This window comes from uncultured Pedobacter sp., assembly GCF_913776295.1.
Taxonomy (GTDB): domain Bacteria; phylum Bacteroidota; class Bacteroidia; order Sphingobacteriales; family Sphingobacteriaceae; genus Pedobacter.
This window is the reverse complement of the sequence record NZ_CAJYOJ010000030.1, coordinates 1-21,873: the sequence shown is the minus strand read 5'-3', so window position 1 is coordinate 21,873 and position 21,873 is coordinate 1. Positions and strand designations below refer to the sequence as shown.

The 21,873-nt window shown below is 41.0% G+C and carries 13 protein-coding genes; 4 read left to right on the top strand and 9 right to left on the bottom strand.

Annotation, left to right across the window (positions count from 1 at the left end):
- Positions 1-3: 3 nt before the first annotated feature.
- The 3 genes from QZ738_RS05445 to QZ738_RS05435 all read right to left on the bottom strand — a co-directional run bounded on the left by QZ738_RS05445 (position 4) and on the right by QZ738_RS05435 (position 3,117).
- Complete coding sequence (locus QZ738_RS05445) at positions 4-1,695, bottom strand: S41 family peptidase (RefSeq protein ID WP_293785463.1); 1,692 nt, start codon at positions 1,693-1,695, stop codon at positions 4-6.
- A gap of 284 nt (positions 1,696-1,979) precedes the next feature.
- Positions 1,980-2,831, bottom strand: coding sequence for a prolyl oligopeptidase family serine peptidase (locus QZ738_RS05440; protein WP_293785461.1), 852 nt, complete (start codon positions 2,829-2,831; stop codon positions 1,980-1,982).
- 70 nt (positions 2,832-2,901) lie between these two features.
- A complete protein-coding gene (locus tag QZ738_RS05435) occupies positions 2,902-3,117 on the bottom strand; it encodes a hypothetical protein (RefSeq protein ID WP_010599278.1) in 216 nt (71 codons plus the stop codon).
- 254 nt (positions 3,118-3,371) lie between these two features.
- Here QZ738_RS05435 and QZ738_RS05430 point away from each other — a divergent pair, with 254 nt between their 5' ends.
- Both QZ738_RS05430 and QZ738_RS05425 read left to right on the top strand, forming a co-directional pair.
- Positions 3,372-3,974 carry a porin family protein gene (locus tag QZ738_RS05430; RefSeq protein ID WP_293785455.1) on the top strand — a complete coding sequence of 201 codons (603 nt, stop codon included), beginning with the start codon at positions 3,372-3,374 and terminating at the stop codon, positions 3,972-3,974.
- Positions 3,975-4,161: 187 nt separating this feature from the next.
- Positions 4,162-5,994: a PQQ-binding-like beta-propeller repeat protein gene (locus tag QZ738_RS05425; protein ID WP_293785453.1), complete on the top strand. Its 1,833-nt coding sequence runs from the start codon at positions 4,162-4,164 to the stop codon at positions 5,992-5,994.
- 76 nt (positions 5,995-6,070) lie between these two features.
- Here QZ738_RS05425 and QZ738_RS05420 read toward each other — a convergent pair whose 3' ends face one another.
- The 5 genes from QZ738_RS05420 to QZ738_RS05400 all read right to left on the bottom strand — a co-directional run bounded on the left by QZ738_RS05420 (position 6,071) and on the right by QZ738_RS05400 (position 17,184).
- On the bottom strand, positions 6,071-7,915 hold the full coding sequence (locus QZ738_RS05420) for a RagB/SusD family nutrient uptake outer membrane protein (protein ID WP_293785451.1): 1,845 nt from the start codon (positions 7,913-7,915) through the stop codon (positions 6,071-6,073).
- Between the two features lie 11 nt (positions 7,916-7,926).
- Positions 7,927-11,394 (bottom strand): TonB-dependent receptor, encoded by a 3,468-nt coding sequence (locus QZ738_RS05415; RefSeq protein WP_293785449.1) that lies wholly within the window; start codon positions 11,392-11,394, stop codon positions 7,927-7,929.
- Positions 11,395-11,662: 268 nt separating this feature from the next.
- Positions 11,663-12,460 carry a DUF4397 domain-containing protein gene (locus tag QZ738_RS05410; protein WP_293785447.1) on the bottom strand — a complete coding sequence of 266 codons (798 nt, stop codon included), beginning with the start codon at positions 12,458-12,460 and terminating at the stop codon, positions 11,663-11,665.
- A 24-nt stretch (positions 12,461-12,484) separates the two neighbouring features.
- Complete coding sequence (locus tag QZ738_RS05405) at positions 12,485-14,095, bottom strand: SusD/RagB family nutrient-binding outer membrane lipoprotein (protein ID WP_293785445.1); 1,611 nt, start codon at positions 14,093-14,095, stop codon at positions 12,485-12,487.
- Positions 14,096-14,103: 8 nt separating this feature from the next.
- Positions 14,104-17,184 (bottom strand): SusC/RagA family TonB-linked outer membrane protein, encoded by a 3,081-nt coding sequence (locus QZ738_RS05400; RefSeq protein ID WP_293785443.1) that lies wholly within the window; start codon positions 17,182-17,184, stop codon positions 14,104-14,106.
- A 238-nt stretch (positions 17,185-17,422) separates the two neighbouring features.
- On the opposite strand from QZ738_RS05400, the gene QZ738_RS05395 reads away from it, so the two are divergent.
- Entirely contained in the window at positions 17,423-18,169 is a 747-nt protein-coding gene (locus QZ738_RS05395; protein WP_293785441.1) for a DeoR/GlpR family DNA-binding transcription regulator, read from the top strand.
- Between the two features lie 110 nt (positions 18,170-18,279).
- On the opposite strand, the gene QZ738_RS05390 is transcribed toward QZ738_RS05395, so the two are convergent.
- Entirely contained in the window at positions 18,280-19,476 is a 1,197-nt protein-coding gene (locus QZ738_RS05390) for an anhydro-N-acetylmuramic acid kinase (protein ID WP_293785439.1), read from the bottom strand.
- A 152-nt stretch (positions 19,477-19,628) separates the two neighbouring features.
- Here QZ738_RS05390 and nagB point away from each other — a divergent pair, with 152 nt between their 5' ends.
- Complete coding sequence (gene nagB / locus QZ738_RS05385; protein WP_293785437.1) at positions 19,629-21,554, top strand: glucosamine-6-phosphate deaminase; 1,926 nt, start codon at positions 19,629-19,631, stop codon at positions 21,552-21,554.
- Positions 21,555-21,873 lie beyond the last annotated feature (319 nt).

Sequence of the window (21,873 nt, the reverse complement as noted above, 5' to 3'; positions counted from 1 at the left end):
GGTTTAATCTATTGATGCTGTGGCCTTGCTTGGTTTTCCAATTACCTTATAATTTCCGTCGCCCTTTAAAATGGCCAGTATTTGTGATTGATTGGCCAAAAGATTTTTAGCCGCAGCCAGCTCTTTATCGTATTGAAAACTCTGCTCAATCCTACCTTTTTCGTAAAAATAGCGGCTCACGATCTGTGTTTCCAAAACCCTTTTAATTTCTGCTTTATGGCTAACCAGATCGGTTTTTTTAGAAGAAGTAAGTTTATATTTAAGGTTTTCAAGATCCGTTTTCACTTCTGCAGATTTATTTTCCTTTTCTGCCTCTGCCCGCAAATCGGAAAGAAGCCGCTCTGTACGGCTTTGATAGGACAGATCCTGATCAGCAAGGCCGCTTGAAAATGTAGCATAATCTGCATCCGACAACTGGAAAGTTTTTGCTGAAGCTAATGTTGGTTTTTCTTTCCTGTATTGATTGGCATAACTAAAGAAAAGATTTTTATTGATCATGGAGATCGTAATTGGGCTCAACTTGGCCGCATCCACCACAATATCCGGATAAACACCATTGCCGCTATATACATTTCTGCCTGCTTTGGTTGGATACATCACCATGGTTGAATCGGCAAAGCGTTCAGCTACACCGTCGGCATTTTTGTGCGCGTAATCCAATTTTTGGATGCACCTGCCAGAGGGTGTGTAATATTTAGCCACCGTTACTTTAACCAGGCTATTGTAAGGTAGGTTGAAGGTTTGCTGAACCAGACCTTTACCATAACTCCGCTGACCAACTACAATGGCCCGGTCTAAATCCTGCAGCGCACCCGCCACGATTTCTGACGCTGATGCTGAATTTCCGTTAACGAGTACCACCAACGGCACTGTTGTTGAAACAGGGGCTGAAAGTGTTCTATAGGCAATGGTTTTCTCTGCGTTTTTGCCCTTCTGAGTTACAATAAGTTGATCTTTATCCACAAAAAGATTCACAATTTTAACTGCTTCCTGCAAAATACCTCCACCATTGTTCCTCAAATCTAAAACAACTCCTTTTGGGTTTTCCTTTTGAATAGTCAGCAGGGCATCTTTTACCTCCTGACCGGAGTTTTCCAAAAATTTATCAAGTTTGATATAACCAATTCCATCACCTACCATCCCTGAATAAGAAACGTTAGGCTGTTTAATTTCCTCTCGCACTAGTTTTTTGGCAATTTCTTTACCTTCTCTAACCACCAGCAAATCTACCGGTGTGCCTTTGGGGCCGCGCAGCAACTGGCTAATTTCCTGACGATTTTTTCCCTTTACCGCAATTCCATTAATGCTTACCAGCTGATCTCCTGCTTTAAGTTCGCTCTTATTGGCCGGGTAACCTTCACTTACATCGTTAATAAAGAGCTTTCCATCAATAAAAACAGTACTGGCCCCAATACCACCATATTGTGTACTTACATATTTCAGTTTATAATCTTCAATTTCGGATTCAGGAACATATTCGGTATAGGGATCCAAACTATCCAACATGGCATCAATACCGGTTTTCATCAACTGAGGGGCATTGGTATCATCAACATAATTGATGTTAATTTCTTTATAGAGCGAAGCAAAAATATCGAGGTTTTTAGATACCAGGAATAAATCTTCTTTAAACGAAAAAGATAAAACAGCCACCCCAAAACCTGCTGCTAAAAGACCGTATTTTAGTTTCTTCATTCCCCTTTTTGTTTTAATTCCAAATGTGCAGATAAACAGATATTGCCTTTTTGAAAGATTACTCAGTGATTATATACCATGTAAATGTACAAAAAGCGATAAATATAAAAAACGGCTCGCGGAGGGTAATGCGTAAATTGAGCGTTACGCAATAGAAGATTTAAATATTAGCTTAATCCCTAGTCGGTGTCATCCTGAACAATGTGAAGGATCTTTTACCAGCTACAATTTTGTAGTTCATCATTAAAAGATGCTTCGCAGCGCTCAGCATGACAATTTAGGACTTACTTATGCCAGGAAAACAACCAGGCTGGTATTTGCGGCGTAAGCAATAACGGAATGGTAATTAAATTATGATCTAGCTTATTGTATGTAGTTAACAATAGATTACGATTGCCTTTTAAAGCGTGATATAAATACTCGCTCCCCTCATAAGGATTGTCATAATCCTGCCTGCCATGAATTAACCAGATCGGCTTCTGACCTATTGCTTTTATATTAACAAAATCGGGAACTGCAGCAATTGAAACCATTGCGGCAAAAGTTTCAGGAACCATGTTCATCAGGTTCTGTGCCGTAGATGCTCCCATAGAATAACCGACCAGATAAATACGGTTAGGATCTATCTGAGGATATTTATTTTTTACCTCACGGATCAAATCCAATAATAAATGTACATCGTCAGATGGCTTCGAGATTAAGCAATTTCTTACAGAATCTGGATAATAATTTGATGACCGTGTTTGAAACTGCGGAGCAATTACAAATGCCTGGTACCTCCGGCGTATGTCTGGCCGTAACCAGATCCTGGCTATTGGTTCTAATTGCTTTTCATTATCTGTCCCTATCCGTGTTGAGTTGTGAAACGTAATCACCAGTGGATACTTCTTCTGATTTCTGTTCTTCGCCGGCAATAGCAATCTATAATTAATCGATTGCTTTCCTTTACTTAAAGTTTGCTTAAGGTAGTCATTGGCAGATAAATTATTTAATTCTTTTCTAGTCTGCGCCGAAGTTAAACTATCGGTGAAAGCATCGTTAAACACCTGTTTTTGTGCTGTTGCTGTAAACGCCACTAACCAAAGTAAGAATGCTAATGTTAAAGTATTTCGTTGTATAACAATGGCAAAATACATGGAGCGGCATACGTGTTAAATGGCCAACAGAAAGTTTAAACAAAAATGAGATGCTGAAAAAATGAAAATCTTAAAGCCTGTTTCCTTTAGTATCGGCAAGTGCTTTTTGGATGGTAAATTCGATGTAGGTACGGTCGCGCTTTACCAAACGCATTAAATCTTCAACCAATTGATCTTCTTTGCCAGGTGTAAATTCCAAAGGCTCGTTCGCCAGATCGCGGTATTTCCTTAAAAATTTAGTTTTTACCTTAAATGCAGTTTCTGAAGTAAGTTGAAAATTAGCCATGGCATACTTTATTTGATGCAAAAGTAAAAAATATTTGGTCAGGTTGATACCTTTTTATGTGAAGGGATTAAAAAAGTTAGCTGATTTCGAAAAAAATTCGCACGATAATTGTGTTAAATGCGCGTTATAAAACCAAATACCAAAACCAGAACAACCGTAAGGAACATTGCAAAGAAACCATAAGAACAAAAACACACATCGCATTTCCCTAAACATTGGTTTGGTATCATCACTAAAAAAACAAATTAAACAACATGAAAAAAATTATTTTCTCTATTGTGTTCCTAACCTTGGGTTGGGCAACATCAAAGGCACAAACTTTTAACCTGGGGGTTAAGGCAGGTGTAAATTTGGCTAAGTTAAATGCAGATTTTGCGAGTGAAGAAAATCGCTTAGGTTACCAGATCGGTGCGTGGGCACGTATTGGCGGCGCCAGTTTGTTTGTGCAACCCGAGGCTTACATTGGCAGCAAAGGCAATAAATTTATCAGCATTCAGCAGGATAATGGTAACGAGGTATCTGCAGAAGGAAAAGTAAAATTTACCACTTTGGATATTCCTGTTTTATTGGGAACCAAATTTGGTGCTAAAAATTTAAACTTCCGGTTAATGGCGGGTCCGGTTATTTCGTTTGTTTTGGATGAAAATTCATCCTTTAGTTCCGCTTATCAACAAGCAACAGATTTTGACAATTACAAAAACCAGGCATTGGGTTTACAAGCTGGCGCTGGTATAGATGTGGGCAACATATCGGTAGATTTACGCTATGAAGCTGGTTTATCGAACATCAGCAAAAGCGAAAAATACAGCCAAAAACCGAACCTTTTTCAATTGAGTTTAGGATTTAAGATTCTGTAGTTTTTACAACAGTGCAAGTAAAAAAAGACGGCCAATGGTCGTCTTTTTTATTGAAATCATTCTGAAAATAAGAACACCGTTTTTCAACTCCCAGCAACACCTTTATTAACATGTAATATTGGCATTACAGCCTGGTTTTAACCCAAAAAAATATCGATTTTTATAGAAACGATTAGCTTAAAAAAAAATGAAAAACTCCATTCTTTTACTGTTTGCTGTGCTGCTGTCGCTCGCGGTAAAAGCCCAAAATTTCAAATACGCTTTTGTAACTGATACACACGTTGGCTCATCAACTGGTGAAGAGGACCTGACAAAAACCGTTGCTGATATAAACAAATTAAAAGATATAGATTTTGTGATCATTACTGGCGATATAACCGAAATGGGTACCAATAATGAACTTAAACTAGCTAAAAATATACTATCCAAGCTAAACAAGCCTTATTATGTCATCCCTGGAAATCACGATACAGGCTGGTCAGAATCTGGCGGTGTAAATTTCATCAAAGAATTCGGTAATGATAAGTTTATGTTTGACCATAAAGGTTATCGATTTATTGCCTGCGCCTCCGGACCTTATGTGCGGATGAGTGACGGGCATATCCCCAGAGACGCAACCGTTTGGTTGGATAGCGTTCTTAAAGCCACTCCTAAAAATACGCCGATTGTTTTTGCCAACCACTATCCATTGGATAACAGTTTGGACAATTGGTACGAAGCAACAAGCCGTTTAAAGAAATATAACATCCAATATGCGATATGCGGACACGGGCACAATAACCATCCTTACAATTTTGAAGGCATTGAAGCGACGATGGGCCGGTCTAATTTAAGGGCTAAAGATAGTATTGGCGGATACAATATTGTAAGCATGACAAAGGATACGGTATTTTTTCAGGTCAGGAAACCGGCACAGCAAATTCTTCCGGCTTGGCGCAAAATCGCTTTAAAAACCTTTGTACCTGATCAAAGAAAATACGAAAGACCTGATTTTGTGATTAATGGTCAATATCCGGCCACGAAAGAAATCTGGTCTTACCACTCTAATGCCAATGTGGTAAACACTCCAGTATTTGTCTCCAACAATGTCATTTTCGGAAACAGTTTAGGTTTGGTGGAAGCCTTAAATAAAAATACAGGCAAAAAGGTATGGACCTTTAAAACTAAAGGTGCCATCTACTCTTCTCCGGTAGCCGTTAACGAAACAGTTATTTTAGGTTCGGGGGATGGAAGCATTTATGCGCTGAATGCCAAAACAGGAAAGGAAATCTGGCATAAAGAAACAGCCAACTCGGTATTGGGATCGCCGGTAACTAACGGACAGCAGGTGTATATTGGCGGCAGTGACAATACTTTCAGGGCACTAGAGATTAAAACCGGAAAAGAGATATGGGCTTTTAATGAAGTTGAAGGTACCATAGTTGGCAAACCACTGATTTACCAGGGTAAAATTATCTTTGGATCGTGGGGCCGACATCTTTATGCGCTCGATATCAAAACCGGAAATTTACTTTGGAAATGGAACAATGGACAGGCAAACCGAATGTTTTCCCCGGCAATGGTAACGCCTGTGGCCTATCAGGGTATTGTGTACATTGCTGCTCCAGACCGATACCTAACCGCTATTGATGCGAAAAACGGCAGTACGCTTTGGCGCAACAAGGAAGCTACAGTACGCGAATCAATCGGCCAATCGGCAGATAGCACCCTTATTTATGGCAAAACCATGCAGGATGAGATTGTAGCCTATAAAGCGCAGTCGCAAGATCCGGGCATTTTATGGCGATATAATGCTGGTTTTGGGTATGAGCATGTACCCTCCATGCTGATCGAAAAAGATGGAAAAGTATTTTTCGGCACAAAAAACGGCGTGGTCTACGCTATTGATCCTACGCAGCAAAGCACGGTTTGGGCACATAAAATAGATAACTCGATGATTAATACCGTGAATGTGATCGACGGAAAAAACATCCTGGTTAGTACGATGGACGGTAAAGTGGTTTGGCTACAAACTCAATAGGATTAAAAGATTACAAAAAAGCCTCCTCATAAATATTTGAAGAGGCTTTATAGATAAATAAAAATAATCTAAAAAATTACCAGCCAGCTGTTTGCGTAAGTTTATAGCCTTTTTCCTGATATTGGATAATTTGCGCCTGACCCACAGGTGCCAGGTAAGCTCTATCTGTAAATGCATTTCTATTTGATGCATTGGTAACCATCCAATAACCTACCATCGCTGCTGCGTTGGTACCATCATAAGTAACTACAGTACCGTCAGCTTTTTTAACCTTAACATTTCGTGCGGTTGCATTAGCGGTAGTTAAATAACTAGGCGCCTCAGCCTGTACATTCACCCATGGGCCTAAATAATAATCAGGATTTCTACTGAAATCCATATTATTTAGTTTTTTCCATCGCTTCAAATCCAGTAAACGGCTATGTTCAAATACAAACTCCATACGGCGCTCTCTACGGATTTCCCAGATCAGATCAGGAACATCAGCATCTTTGGCCGGATCAACCGGAAGCGAACCTAAAGTTAATGGTGCTGTTTTTAACACCCCTTTTGCAGCAGCCGCCGCATCCAACGGACGGCTCCTAATGGCATTTATTGATTTATTCAGATCAGATTGTGTAATGGCTGCGCCTGAATAATATTGCGCCAATACAGCTTTTGCTTCTATCCAGTTTAGTACCACTTCAGCCAAACGCATTACTGGTGCATCACTGGTATTGGTGTTACTACCCCACGCAGCAGGATAAGTTTTGCCTATATAGGTTAGCGCTTCTCTCGAGGCAAATTTAAAACCATAAAGCAAAGTTGCTGAAGGCACCAGGGCTTTATCATAAAATGAAGCTTCAAAACGTGGGTCTCTTGTTTTTACAAGATCCGCAATGGTAAAAGAATTCGCTCCTGCAACAGAAGAGTTTTGCCATACTTTACCATCATTAAGAAGAAAAGATTTAACCAATACCAAATTGGCATCAACACCAACCACTTCGGTTCCATTTTGGTAAGATCCTATGCTATGCGTAACGGTTAATGCAGCGTCATATGTTCTATAAAGCAATACTTCCGGATGTCCGGCTAAATTATCGCTTGAAAACAATGATTTAAAATCGCGGGTGAAACTATATTTATTACTATTGATCACGTAATCGCCTGCTTCTACGGCAAATTCCAAGTATTTTTTCGCCCTGGCTGCATCTAAGCCGTGGTAATGCTCATAGGTACCCTCGAACAGCATAAACCTTGAAATAAATGCCGCGGCAATATATTTGTTTAGAAATTGCGCACCGTCATTATCACGCATATTAGCCATAACATACTTAAAATCATCATATACCTTATCCATTACCACACCTCTTGCATCTCTGTCTTTGTATAGAGTTGGCAGATCGGTATCCAAAACCTCTTTATCAAAATAAGGAACATCACCAAAAACACTTACCAGACGGCTATATTCAAAACCCCTAAAAAACCGGGCAACAGCTGTCCAATGGTTATAGGCTTCAGTTGTGATTTTTGGTTTGGCCACGTCGTTTAAACGGGCTAACATGATATTCGATTTTCTAACCCAGGCGAAATCCCATGTTGGACCTGCATAAGTACCTAACCAATCAGCCGTCTCCAATGTAGAACCCCTTGATGTTGGCACACTGCTTTCAAAGCTTGTTTGGGCATTTTTTCCGGTTAAATCATCAGAGAAATTATAACCTCTTACTGGTGCATAATCCACTCCGAAGCCCGAATTATATCCGTTAAAATAGTTCGGGTAATAAGCATTGGCATACATGCGGATATCGTCTTCACCCCGCCAAAATTGCCCGTCAACATAATCGGTTAAAGGTGGGCGGTCAAGGACATCTTTTTTACAAGATACAAATAGTAAGCTAGCCAGAATCGGCAATCCATATATGTATTTACAATATTTCATCTTCATAATTTTTAAAAATTCAACTGAACACCAAATGAGACACTTTTAAAGGCCGGGATTCCTGTTCCTATACGGCCACCATTATAATTCGCCTGATCCCAGATCGAATAACCACTAACACTTTCAGGATCTATCGGTAAATCGCCCAAATGATCCCAGGTAAAGAAATTTTCTAAGGCAGTATATACCCTTAACGAACTTATACCTGCTTTTTTAGTCATCATTTGTGGAAAAGTATAGCCAACGGTTAAATTTTTCAACCTGATATAAGCCATATTTAACAAATATCTGTCCTGAATCTGCATGTTGTTCGTGGTTCCACTTGCCGCATTATTATAAGCAGCGGGATAAAAAGCGTCAGGCGTTTGCGGCGTCCAGTAGTTGCTTGCAATGGCTTCTGGCATCGCACCGTCAGCAGAGTTAAATCCGGGGATAGCTAAAAAACCGGCTCCCCAGATTTTACGGCTTCCTACCCCCTGGAAAAATGCACTGATATCCACTCCTTTAAAATCTGCGCCTAGCCTGAACCCGTATTCATACCTTGGGTTGGCATTACCAATTACCTCTAAATCGCCGTGATTTGCCAGCGTACCGTCACCATTGCTGATTTCTCCATCACCATTAACGTCAATAAATTTAACATCTCCCGGACCAAAACGAAAAGTGGCTGCATTTTGTAAAAAAGGCTGATAAACCGGTTTTTCGCCATTTGGACCAGGCTTTAGTTTATAGGCCTGCTTATCGGCATTTAATTTACTCTCGGCATTGGTTAAGGTTATTAAAATTGGTTTGCCCGAACCATCCAGTTCAAAATCATTGAGCTGATATAACCTATCGGTGCGGTATCCCCAAATCTCGCCAATATCTTTACCATCGTAATTGCCCGTAACCTGCGTTCCTGAACCATAAGCATTTAATATAGTTTTGGCATCAGAAATATTTCCTCTAAAATTAATACCTAAACCATTTTTAAACCTGTGGTTAAAATCTAAGGTTAATTCCCAACCCCTGGTTGATAATGAGCCGTAATTACCTTGTGGTGCACCGGCTCCAAAAGTTAGCGGAATGCCTTCCTGTGGTACGATCATATTATTCGTATTTCTTTTGAAAACATCAAAAGAGACATTTATCTTATTGCTCAGCATTGTTGCATCAACACCAAAGTTGGTGGTCACAATATCTTGCCATTGAATATTCGCAGCAACAGCAGCAGGTGTACCTACATAATTCACTTTTGCACCATTTGCACCGATCCAGGTCGACTGTCCACTAGGCATGGTTGAAATATATAAGCCATTCGGTACAGTTTGGTCACCGATGGAACCCCAGGATCCTCTAAATTTTAGCTGATTTAAGAAAGGTTTGGTGAAAGCCATAAAACTTTCTTCGCTGGCTACCCAGCCTGCAGAAAATGATTGAAACCATCTCCATTGCAAATCGGTAGGAAACTTAGAAGAACCATCATAACGCAGGTTACCCTCAATAAGGTATTTGTTTTTGAAGGCATAGTTAACACGGCCGAAATAGCCCAACTGCGCCTCCCATCTTTTATCGGCACCTGGAATATTAATTCCACCAGGTATGATACCCATTGCTGCCGTAGCAGGAAGAACCGTTTGTACTCCCGTACCAAATTTAAACTGTGGATTAATAATATCAGCTAAATTGGTAATCTGGCCAAACTGCGATTCAGCTGTAGAAGTAACACGGTTCAAACCTAAAATAAATTTAAAATCGTGATCTTGTTTCAGGTTTAGATTATAGGTGGTAAATGCATTAATGGTATGGCTGAAAAAGTTGGTTGCCGACCTTGCAAAGTGATCGGGACTTGAGCCAGGTGTAGTGTACATATCCAATGAGAGATCATAGGCGGCCATGGCCCCCGGACTAGCACTTGATACGACCTGACCCTGATCATTAACATAAACGGGGGCGCCATTTGCATCTAAACGTGCTTTCGGTGCAACCCATGAGTTTCTGGCTGTAAACCGGGTACCTGGTCTTTTCCAATCTTCATTCTGATTGGTGAAGGTGTAATCAAAATCAACTTTCCAGTTTTTCATGATATTAACCGTGGTTCCCAAATTTACATTAGCATAGTTTAACAAGATATTAGCCGTATTTGCTGAAGCTACTTCACTTTGCGGACTACGGATCAGATCTCCGTTTTCATCTTTTCCAAGTGGATATAGTGAACTCCATCTGTACAGGTAAAGCCATGGATCGGCTGTTGTAGAGCTGGTGGTATAAGCATACTGCTTATTTCTTCGCGAGTATAATGCACCTCCACGGATGGTAAGATATTTATTGATCTCACTTGAAATTTTAAAAGAGGCGTTATAGCGTGTAAAACGGTCTTCTTTCGCTGGCTTTAACATGCCGCTCTGGTCAAGCAGGCCAAGTCCGATGTTGTAAGAGGTTTTTCCGGTTGTACCCCCAACTGACAGGTTATGCTGCTGCGTAGGTGCCCATTCTTTAATCATATAATCATATGGATCATAAGTCCTCACGCCCATTTTCTGGTTAGCCCCTTGTACATACCAATCTCTGCCGAACACAGTTGGGTCATCCGGACCGATTGTGCTGCCATATTTTTCTTTCCAGGCCACTGCTTTCTCGTAGCTTGCCCTGTCTACATAATAAAATGCACCAACAGGAGTAGTTATCCCTACGCGTTCAGCAGCATCAACGGTATATTTCAAACCATTCACATCGGCCATCTTTAAATCTTTCCAAACGTTTTGAAATGAAAAGTTGTTGGAATAGTTGATTGATGGCTTATCTGTGCCTGATCCTTGTTTGGTTGTAATTAATACAACGCCAAAAGCAGCTTTAGCCCCATAAATTGAAGCTGCAGCAGCATCTTTCAGAACTGTGATGGATGCGATATCATTTGGATTAACCAATTGGATACTTGGAATTTCTACGTTGTCTAACAAAATCAAAGGAGAACTACCGCCAGCGAAAGATGCAAGCTGCCCCCTGATTTTTATTACGGGATCTGAGCCAATTTCGCCGCTTGGAACAGTAACACTTAAGCCAGATGCCGCTCCCTGAAGTGCCCTGCCTACATCAGCAATCGGCCTGCCTTCCAATGTCTTTTTAACGTCAATGGTAGAAACCGCGCCGGTAAGATTACCTTTACGTTGGGTTCCATAACCCACCACTACTACCTCATCCAAGCCCTGGGCATCTGTTTTTAAACTTACATTAATGATTTTAGCCGTACCAACTGTTTTTTCGGCAGTTAAATATCCAATGTAAGAGAACACGAGTATGCTGCCATTAGCGGCGCTGATGGAGTAACTTCCGTCAACGTTTGTTTGCGCAACCGTCGTACTGCCTTTAACTCTTACAGAAACTCCTGGTATGGGACCATCTTCCGATGTAACCTTACCTGTAATGGTAATTTGTTGTGCAAAGGCATGGGCCAGCAACAAAAATATACCAAGAAAGATTGATAGTAGTTGTTTTTTCATAAACACTAGTTAATGCTATTTATTGTTAGTTTATTTCATAAACACGCATAATACCGCATGTTCCTGAATTTTAAGTAAATATCACAATTGTTTTTCACTTATTTGCAAATTATTAGGCGGTTAATTTTGTAACTAGCTGATCTTATTGCAAAAAACCGCACAAAAGCGCAAGGAAATAGATTTAATCTCATTTTATTTTTTTAAATTTCACTAAAAAAGCCGCCTGCTATATTAGCGGCGGCTTAAACTAAAACAAAAGAGACAAAAACTATCTGATCAGAAAAAAGGATACATATGGCCTCCGTGGGGCAGTGGTGATCCCATTATAACCACTGGCAAAGATGGTATATACCCTTTGATTTAAGAAGGTGCTTGCACTGGTATAATTGGCCAAAACAGTTGCTGTGGTTACAGCTGCCCCTGCTGGTCTGATTTTCCAGGTTTTTGATTGTGCCGACCTTAATTTAATCTCATTACTGATACTTAAATAATTTACATTTCCTGCAATCAGCGAATCTTTCGTGTTATCTGAAGCACTGGTTCCATAATAGAGATCTACAGAAGGGACATTGGGCATCAGGTTAATAAAACGGTATTTACAATAGGCCGTATCGGGCCTTACAAAACTTTCTTCCGTTAACACATTTTTAGTAAAGGCCGCAGTATCTGTAATGTGGGCAACATAATTTTTACCAGCCTGGATTTGAAAAGTTGTACTATACAGTACCAGCGAATCTGTACCGTCATCCTTCTTTTTAGGAAGAATGATAGACAGTTTTAAGTTTCCGGGGGTTACCGCCAGAAAATCGGCAGTTGAACTGCCCCCGGTGTTGAACCCACCACCAGGAAATGGTGTACGCGCAGTAATTACGCTACTTACCCTTTTATCATTGATTTTAATGGCTATCGCCCTGTTGTTATAATAATAGGAGGCATAATTTACCTTTAATAATGCCTGTTCACTAGTTAACTTTTCGGTATCACCATAATCAAGTACATTTTTAGTACAACCCGCCAAAGCCATGGCAATGAACAGACCGGTGAACAAGTTAGAAAATATCTTCATGTTAGTATATTTTAAAATAAAACGTTATGGCTGGCTGAACCATGTTTCTTTAGTCATATAATCAGGATCTAAACCACCCCATTTCCGGAGTTCTTCGGCATTCCAAACATATTCGGAATTATAACGCGGTCTAAAACGGTAGGCATATTTACCACCCAGCAAAAGATCTGCCGCAGGAATCTGATAAAATTGCCTGAAAACATTAGCATCGTAATGGTATTTCCGTAGATCAGTCCACTGTTCTAAACCCGCCCAGCCCCATTGCGCAATATATTTCTGCCCCATAATATCGGCTATGGTTAAGGTGGCTGCACTTTGTGCCACCTCAGTGGAAGTTAAATAAGTATTGATCTCTGCATCGGTAATTAACGGATCGGGTGTTTTGGAAGAACGGCCATATGTATTGCAGAAAACCATATGACCAGAGATACCCTCTCTATATGCCGTATAGGCGTCAGTGGTTTTTCCTTGTAAAAACAATGCTTCCGCCTTGGCAAACCGCAATTGTGAATAAGTCATGATCGGATACCTGGCAGCATCTGCAAAAATATATTTTCCGTTATAAATAGTAGCGCCTGCAGGAATGGAACCAAACACAATCGGAAGGCCCGATGTACTGCTCCCCTGAGTTGGTACTCCGGCAATGTACCTGCCCAAAGTAGCGGTAGCTGTACTTGCAGGCAACATTCTGCTCAAACGCGGGTCAAGGGAACTGGTTGGGTTTACCGTAGGCGTCCCCTTCACTCCGCCGGCAAGATAATTTAAGATCGTAGTAGAAATCCTTCCGTAATAAGTAGCAGTTGCTCCGGCAGTGTTGATATAGCCTAACGTAGGGCCAAAAGGATTGGTGTCATCCTGACTGGCGGCCGAAAAGTAAACTGTTGCAGATTCAGATTCGTTGGCAAAAGATAAGTTGACATACTTCACTACGCTGTCGGCATACATGGTTTTAAATTCCGGTTTGTTGATCAAATGGCTATACTGCAATGCATAAATGGCATAAACGAATTTGCGCCATTTGGCCATATCTCCTTTATAAATCCCATCTCCGGTAACGCTGGCCAATTGTGTAGCGTAATTCAACGGACTTTTCATCATAGAATATTTTAGCGACTGTTCGCAATAGAAACGCACTTTTGCGTACACCTCTGGCTGGTCGTGATAAGGAAACTTTAACATCCCGGGCGTAAACGCTTCATCTAAAATAATCGGCCCATGCAAATCGGTAGTTTGTTGATATGCCCAGGCTTTAATGGCATAACCAATTGCCGCATATTCGTATTTCTGGTTGGTCACGGCGTCATTAATCAAATTCTCCAGATTCAAGCCAAGATCTACATAAGTCATCCTCCAGATCACACCTCCGTTATCACTATTAGCTACAAAAGAATGTTTTTCGGGGTAAAGTGATGCAATATCTGTTGAGGCACCGATCATGTTCTGGGTAAACTTCCACAGCAAACGATAATCCTGCGACGTTCCGTTTGTCATTTGAAATAAAATTGGCGGAAGCAACAATTCTGCTTTACTGGTTTGCGGTACGGCAGGATTGGTATTGATATCGAGGTATTTTTTGCATCCTCCAACCGTTAATAATACTGCCGCAGCAATATATAATTTATATAATCTTTTCATATTATTCACTATAATTTAACCCTAAATCCTACGTTAAAACCGATCGGCTTGCCCACGTTGCCATAATCGATACCGTAACCTCCTATACCGCCCACACCCGGCGAGTTAGAATTGCTCTCCGGATCGCCACCAGAATAATTGGTGATCAGAATTGAATCGGTTACCGTAAAAAAGGCACCGAAACTTTGGATAAATCCGATACGCTTAACCAATGATGGCGGAAAATCGTAAGCCAAAGTAACATCCCTTAAACGGAGTGTGTTGATATTCTTCTCTACAAACATCTCTGGCGCAACATTTACAGAATAATAGTTCGAAGCATAATATGGCGTTACTGCAATGGTATTCACCGTTGGGTTTGCGGTATTCTGCAAACCATCGTTCAGTACGCCGGTAATAATTCTTGGCACTTCCCTGTCCAATGTTTTAACACTGATTCCTTTGATATAAGAAGCATACTCCGTACCGTTAACCACATCGCCTCCATGCCTGAAATCCCATAGGAAAGAGAGGTTAAAACCTTTATACCCAAATCTGTTTACAAAACCTAAAGTGAATTTTGGATTTCTGTCGCCGATTGGATAAAACTGGGTATCGGTAACTGATGGCAAACCTGAAGATGGGTTGATCAGGATATCGCCCCTATCATTACGGGCAAACCTGGTACCGCTGATTGCGCCTGTACTATAACCCGGATGTACTGCACTTCTAATGTCGCCTACTACCCAGGTATCAGATTCATAAAGCTCAGGAAGTTCATTAGCCAGCGATAATACCACACCACGGTTTCGGGTAAAGTTTAAAGTGGTATTCCAATTAAAATCTTTTCCCTTAATCGGAGTACCGGTTAATTGCACTTCAACACCCCGGTTACGTACCGTACCACCATTCATCATTTCTAAAACGAACCCTGTACCATAACTTAAGCGAGGATTAATGATCTGATCTTTACTTAACAGGTTATAATAGTTAAAATCTAGTCCGATGCGGTTTTTCAGAAACTGCATTTCCGTACCAATTTCAAAATTTTCTGATACCTCTGGTTTTAAGTTCGGGTTACCACCGTAGTATGAATAAGCATAACCGCCACCGGTAAATCTTTTGGCCTCATAGTTTGTGCCGGTTGAATATTCTCTCCAGGGTTCTTTACCGGTTAAGGCATAAGAAGCCCTCAATTTACCATTATCCAACCAGGGCAGAGCGGTTTTTATACTGGCAAGATCACTGAAATTAAAGGCCAGACTTGCTGATGGATAGGCAAAATATGGATTGTTCGGCATTAACCGTGAAGCACCATCAACCCTGCCCGATAAAGTTAAGTAAAGCAAGGTTTTATATCCCAAAATGGCCTGTGCAAAAGCACCTACAGTACGGTAACGGTTTACATAAGTCAATGCGCGCTGCGTGGAAGGCAGGGTGTTGTTGATACTGTAAAAATTAGGATCGTACATATTCGTTCCACGCTGAGAATCGGTAGTGGAATTATAATCGTTAAATGTAGCGCCAATTACATAGGTATTGTTAAAATCGCCAAATTTATGTTTGGCTGAAGCGGTCAAAGATCCGTTAAATATTTTCGCCAATTGACCGTAAGTCATTACTGTACCGCCCGTGGGAGCGGCAGCGGAACCCGAACCGCGGTAAGATTGGGCATGATACACTGACAATCCTTTCGTATTTGCAATATCGGCCCCAATGATCCCATTAATACGCAACCATTTCAACGGGGTCAGCTCTACATTGGTATTGGCAATTAAACGATTAACTTTATCGTTATTTATGTTTTTACTTACGTCCCAAAGTGGATTATCAAATTCGGAATAAATGCTCGCCAGGTGTAAAATCCGGTTTCCGTTGGCGTCCTGATAATCCTGAACATTATAGGCCGAACTAAAACGCATCAACTGCAACAGCGAACCGTTAGCACCTTTATTGGCCTTATCGTTATTGGAATTGATATAATTGAAGGTAGTAGTGAGTTTTAAAATCGGAGAAATGGTCCCAACGGCGGTCACCCTTGAGGAAATCCGGGTGTAACTGGTTGTAGGAATTGTTCCTTTCGAATCAGTATATTCGTTAGACCAGCGGTAAGAGAATTTATCGGTTCCACCTTCAAACGATAAATTGTGTTTTTGCGTAAAACCCGTTTCGAAAAAATTGTGGATGTTATCATAAAGCGGCGTATTAGGCAAAAATGCGGGACCGAAAAAGTTAGATGAACCGCCATCATAAACGCCATTAGAAGCCCCGGTATTGTACTTGGTCTGTATTTCAGGAAATTTATTCAACTGCTCTACCCTGAAAGAATTATTGTAATTGATGGTTCCACGCCCTGCCTTACCCTTTTTTGTAGTAATTAAAATGGCACCGCTGGCACCAGCGCTTCCGTATAATGCGGTGGCCTCCGGACCTTTCATAATCACGTAACTTTCAATATCATTGGGATTGATATCCATGCCCCTGTTTGAATAATCCTGATCTCTGTTTGCCGCACCCGAAACAAGTTCTCTTGTTTGGTTCAATGTGCTATTATTGATTGGAACCCCATCTACAACAATCAGTGCATTGTTATCCCCACTGATAGAAACAAAACCCCGCAACACTATCTGCGCAGATGCACCAGGATTTCCATTGGTACTGTTGATCGACAACCCTGGTACGCGCCCCTGTAAACCGCCAAAAAAGTCGTTTCGTTGGGTCTCTGCCACTTCAGATCCTGAAACCTTTGGTGTTGAATAACCCAGCGATTTGGCATCACGATCAATCCCGTAAGCGGTTACCACCACCTCGTTCAGGTTGCTGGCATCGGAAACAAGCGTAACATTAATAGTTGTACTGGTACCAACGGCCCGCTCTGTAGTTTTATACCCAACGTAAGAAAACACCAATACATCGGTTGTAGATGCTTTTATAGAATAATTTCCCGTACCATTGGTCTGTGAAACGGTGCTGCTCCCTTTTACGCGGATGGAAACACCCGGAATGGGCCCGTCAGCAGCGCTGACCTTACCGGTTATAATCTGCTGCGCAAAAATCTGTGCAGATAGCATAATGATACCGATAAAACTAAAAAGTAGTTTTTTCATCATAATTAGTTAATAAGAAAGTTTGGTTACTGATTTGTTGTTTGTTAGGTTTGCAAAAACGCAAATTCACGCATTTTCAATTTAGTTAAGTAAATATGATGAATGTTTTTGATATAAAAAACAAATAGGCAAGATTTTTCTCATAGCCAAACCATATTTTATTGCATAAACACGCAAAAACGCGCAACATGTAAAAAATCTAAAAAACTTTTATACTTTCGTTAAAGCCAAAACATCTACTATGCTGAAAAAAGAACGCCATGACTTCATCATGCGACAGATTAATTTGCACAACCGTGTATTAACCTCCGATCTGGTGCAGTTACTCAATGTCTCAGAAGACACCATCAGGAGAGATTTGCAGGAACTTGTTGATGAAAATCTGCTTTATAAGGTGCATGGGGGGGCTTTATCCAAATCGTATCACAGTTCTTTTGATGATAGTACGGTATATGCACGCGATAGTAAAATCGCCATCGGCAAAAAAGCTGTTCGACTGATCAAGGATGGAATGGTGGTTTTAACGGGTGGCGGAACAACGATTTTGGAGTTTGTAAAACTGCTTCCACAAGGAATATCAGCCACTTTCTTTACCATTAGTCCGCTGGTGGCAGTAGAACTGGCCAAATACAATAATATCGAAGTAATTCTGATCGGCGGCCTTTTTTCCAAAAATTCGCAGGTTACTTATGGTGGGCAGGTTATTACACAACTATCTGAGATAAAAGCCGATTTATGTTTAATGGGTACCAGCGCTATACACCCTGAAGAAGGCTTAACAGACACCTATTGGGAGATTAACCAACTTAAAAAAGCGATGCTGGCCTGCGCAAAAAGAACTGCAGTGTTATGTATCTCCGAAAAATTGGATATTGCCTTAAGATTAAGGGTTTGTCCGATAGAAAGCATTAGTTATCTGATTACCGAGCTGGATGTAGATCACGAATCGCTTTCCCGCTACAAAGAAAAGGAATTGAATATTTTATAAAATTCTATATCAAAAACATCTTCTTTCGGATGATGGTAATGCGGCGAAGTTCAACATTTACATAATAACAGGCGTTATTGAACAAGAAATTAGGACTAAGTTTGATTGACTTATTGAGGCAAACTGATTTTACCCATGCAAACCGATGGCACACCTTTTCGGTTGCCAAAATTAACCGGCGCCCCACAGAGCGTTTCGTTGGCCAGTACCGCAAATAAAACAGCCTCTTTCGCATCGGGATTGATATTTAGATTCTCCGTGCTTAAGAATGTGCAAAAAGGCAGCTTAGCCTGAAGTAGCTGAATGAGCAATGGATTATGCATTCCACCACCACTGGTAAATACCTTCACCCGGGCATCCTCTCCAAAACAACTTTTTATTGCATTGGCAATAGCTTCTGCAGAAAAGTGACACAAAGTGGCCATTACATCTTCTTTACTTAGATTTGCTGTTAAAGATTTTTCTTGTGCCTTTGTTAAATACTCAAGGTTAAATAATTCCGGCCCTGTAGTTTTAGGAAAATCCAGTGCAAGAAAATCACAGTCAAGCAAAGCCACCAATAGTTTGGAGTTTGAATGACCACTTTGTGCAACAGCTCCATTTTTATCATAAAACTGATTAAAATATTTTTGCATGTATTGGTCCATCAAGGTATTACCTGGGCCAACATCAGTTGAAAAAATTTCGCTGGCATCGATATTCCCCGGCAAATAGGTAAAATTAGCTATGCCTCCAATGTTTAGCATCACACGGTCTTCGCCAGCCTTCGAAAATATCAGATAATCTCCATACACAGCAAGCGGAGCGCCCTCACCTCCCGCAGCCAGGTGTTTCTGCCTGAAATCAGAAAGGGTAATGATTTTTGTCTTAACAGCGAGGTGGTCGCCATCACCAATCTGCAGTGTGCCATTAGGATAATCGGTCAGTTGGTGTAAAGATTTCGGTGCATGGAATATCGTTTGTCCGTGGCTGGCAATAAAATCGATGTCCTCGTTTTTATACCCCCATTCCTTTAAAGCTTCATTGATTAATTGCGCATGGATGTTTGCGATGTACTCGTTCATCAGGCAAACCAATTGCAGATCGACTTCCTTTTTAGAGAATATAGCTTTTATTTTAGCCCTGAAATCAGCAGTGTAATCACCTGTCTTAAATTTCAAAACCCTGATATCAGTTTCAGCACCGCTTTTCCTGACCGAACAAAGGGCAATATCAAGCCCATCCATAGAAGTTCCACTCATCAACCCGATAATTAAACGTTCTGGCTTGCCTGCTTTAGCATATAACTTCTGGATCTGTTCGTTCATATTGATTTTTATCTTAAAAAGATCAAACGTTTGTGTACCCCCTTAATTAGATTTTATGTAGATACTTGCAATAAATGTAAATAACCTTTGTTAGAAATTGGGCATAACTCTTTATATTTACTGCTCCGTACATTAAAATCCATATAAAAAAAATGGCTAGATTAAATCTACTGGAGGAGACACGTTTTGAGAAATTACCCGTAAGCGTGTTCGAAAATCCAAAAATTGCTTCAATTAATGTGGCACATCGCATCGCCGAGCTCATTAAATCAAAACAAGCAAACAACGCACCTGCAGTACTGGGCTTAGCAACAGGTGTTACCCCAATTGCAGTTTATGCCGAACTGGTTAGGCTGCACAAAGAAGAGGGCTTAAGTTTTAAAAACGTAATTACTTTTAACCTGGATGAATATTATCCAATGGCGCCGACTGCGGCGCAGAGTTATGTGACGTTTATGAACGAAAACCTTTTCAATCATATCGATATTGACAAAAAAAATGTCCACATCCCTGATGGTACGCTTTCACTGGAAGATATTCCGGCTTTTTGCCTGGAATATGAAAAGAAAATAGGCGATCTTGGTGGTCTCGACATCCAGATTTTAGGAATTGGCCGTACCGGCCACATTGGGTTTAACGAGCCGGGCTCTGCACCAAATTCTGGTACCCGCTTGGTTACTTTAGATGATTTGACACGCCGGGATGCGGCACGCGATTTTGGCGGGAAAAGTTTTGTGCCAACAAAGGCCATTACCATGGGTATCGGTACAATTTTTAAAGCGAGAGAAATTATACTAATGGCCTGGAGCCGTAAAAAAGCTTCCATTATCAAAAAAGCTGTTGAAGGCGAGATTTCAGGAGAAGTTCCGGCAACATACCTCCAGCTTTCTGATCATGTAGAGTTTATCCTTGATGCACCTGCAGCTTCAGAACTTACCCGTTTCGATACGCCATGGCTGGTTAAAGATTGCATCTGGACAGACATCTTAATCCGTAAAGCAGTGATCTGGTTGGCCAATACGTTAAAAAAACCGATTTTAAAATTAACGGAAGACGATTATAACAATAACGGTATGGCACAACTGGCTACTGAAAAAGGACCAGTTTACAACATCAACATCCATATCTTTAACAAGTTACAACACACGATAACCGGCTGGCCGGGCGGCAAACCAAATGCCGACGATTCTCAACGTCCGGAAAGGGCCGAGCCTGCCCGGAAAAATGTGATCATTTTCTCTCCTCACCCGGATGATGATGTGATCTCCATGGGAGGTACTTTCCTTCGACTGGTTGATCAGGGACACAACGTACACGTAGCTTACCAAACCTCCGGCAATACTGCGGTATGGGATGACGATGCCCTTCGTTTTGTGGAATTTAACGTAGATTTCACAGAAAAAATGGGCATGGATAATACGCACTTAAAGGACCTTTACAACAACATGAGGGCCTTTATTGAGCAGAAAAAACCAAATCAGATCGATACACCAGAGATCCAGACGGTTAAAGGACTTATCAGAAAAGGCGAAGCTATTGCCGGTGCGAGATATTGCGGATTAGAAGATGATCACATCCACTTTCAGGCACTTCCTTTCTATGAAAGTGGTAAGGTACAGAAAAACCCGGTAACTGATGCTGATATTGAACTTACAATAGCGCTATTACAGCAAGTAAAACCTCAACAGGTTTATGCTGCCGGCGATTTTGAAGACCCTCACGGAACGCATATTGTTTGTTTCAAAATTGTTTTGGAAGCACTAAAACGCTTACGTAAAACCGAAGCCTGGGCACAAGACTGCTGGTTATGGATGTACCGCGGTGCATGGCATGAGTTTGAAACATATGAAATTGAAATGGCCGTTCCAATTTCTCCGCAAGAGCTTGAACGTAAGAAATATGCAATTTTTAAACACCAGAGCCAGAAAGACAGAGCTGTTTTCCCTGGTGATGACGCAAGAGAGTTCTGGCAGCGGGCTGAGGACCGCAACCGTGATACGGCGAAAGCTTATGACGAGCTTGGTCTGGCAGAATACGAAGCGATGGAAGCTTTTGTTCGCTGGAAATTTGAAGACTAGCTGTTAACATACTCAAATCCTGCTTTGTTAGCTCAAAGCAGGATTTTTTTCCTCCGAAGTTTCAAAGGCCATGAGTGCAATAAGCAAACTTTAATGGGATTTAATATAAGAAAAACAATCTCTCCAAAAGATCCTTCACTTTGTTCAGGATGACACCTCCTGTAGGTTGATATCAGTTAATACGTTACCTGCTGTCATGCTGAGGAATAATTTATGGTATAAAAATCAATATAAATGACGTAACTGATTTCTTATGCCATACAGCACAGTCTTGCCTCGGCTCACCGCCGCCGAAGGGCTCTTACTTTTTGGCATCAAA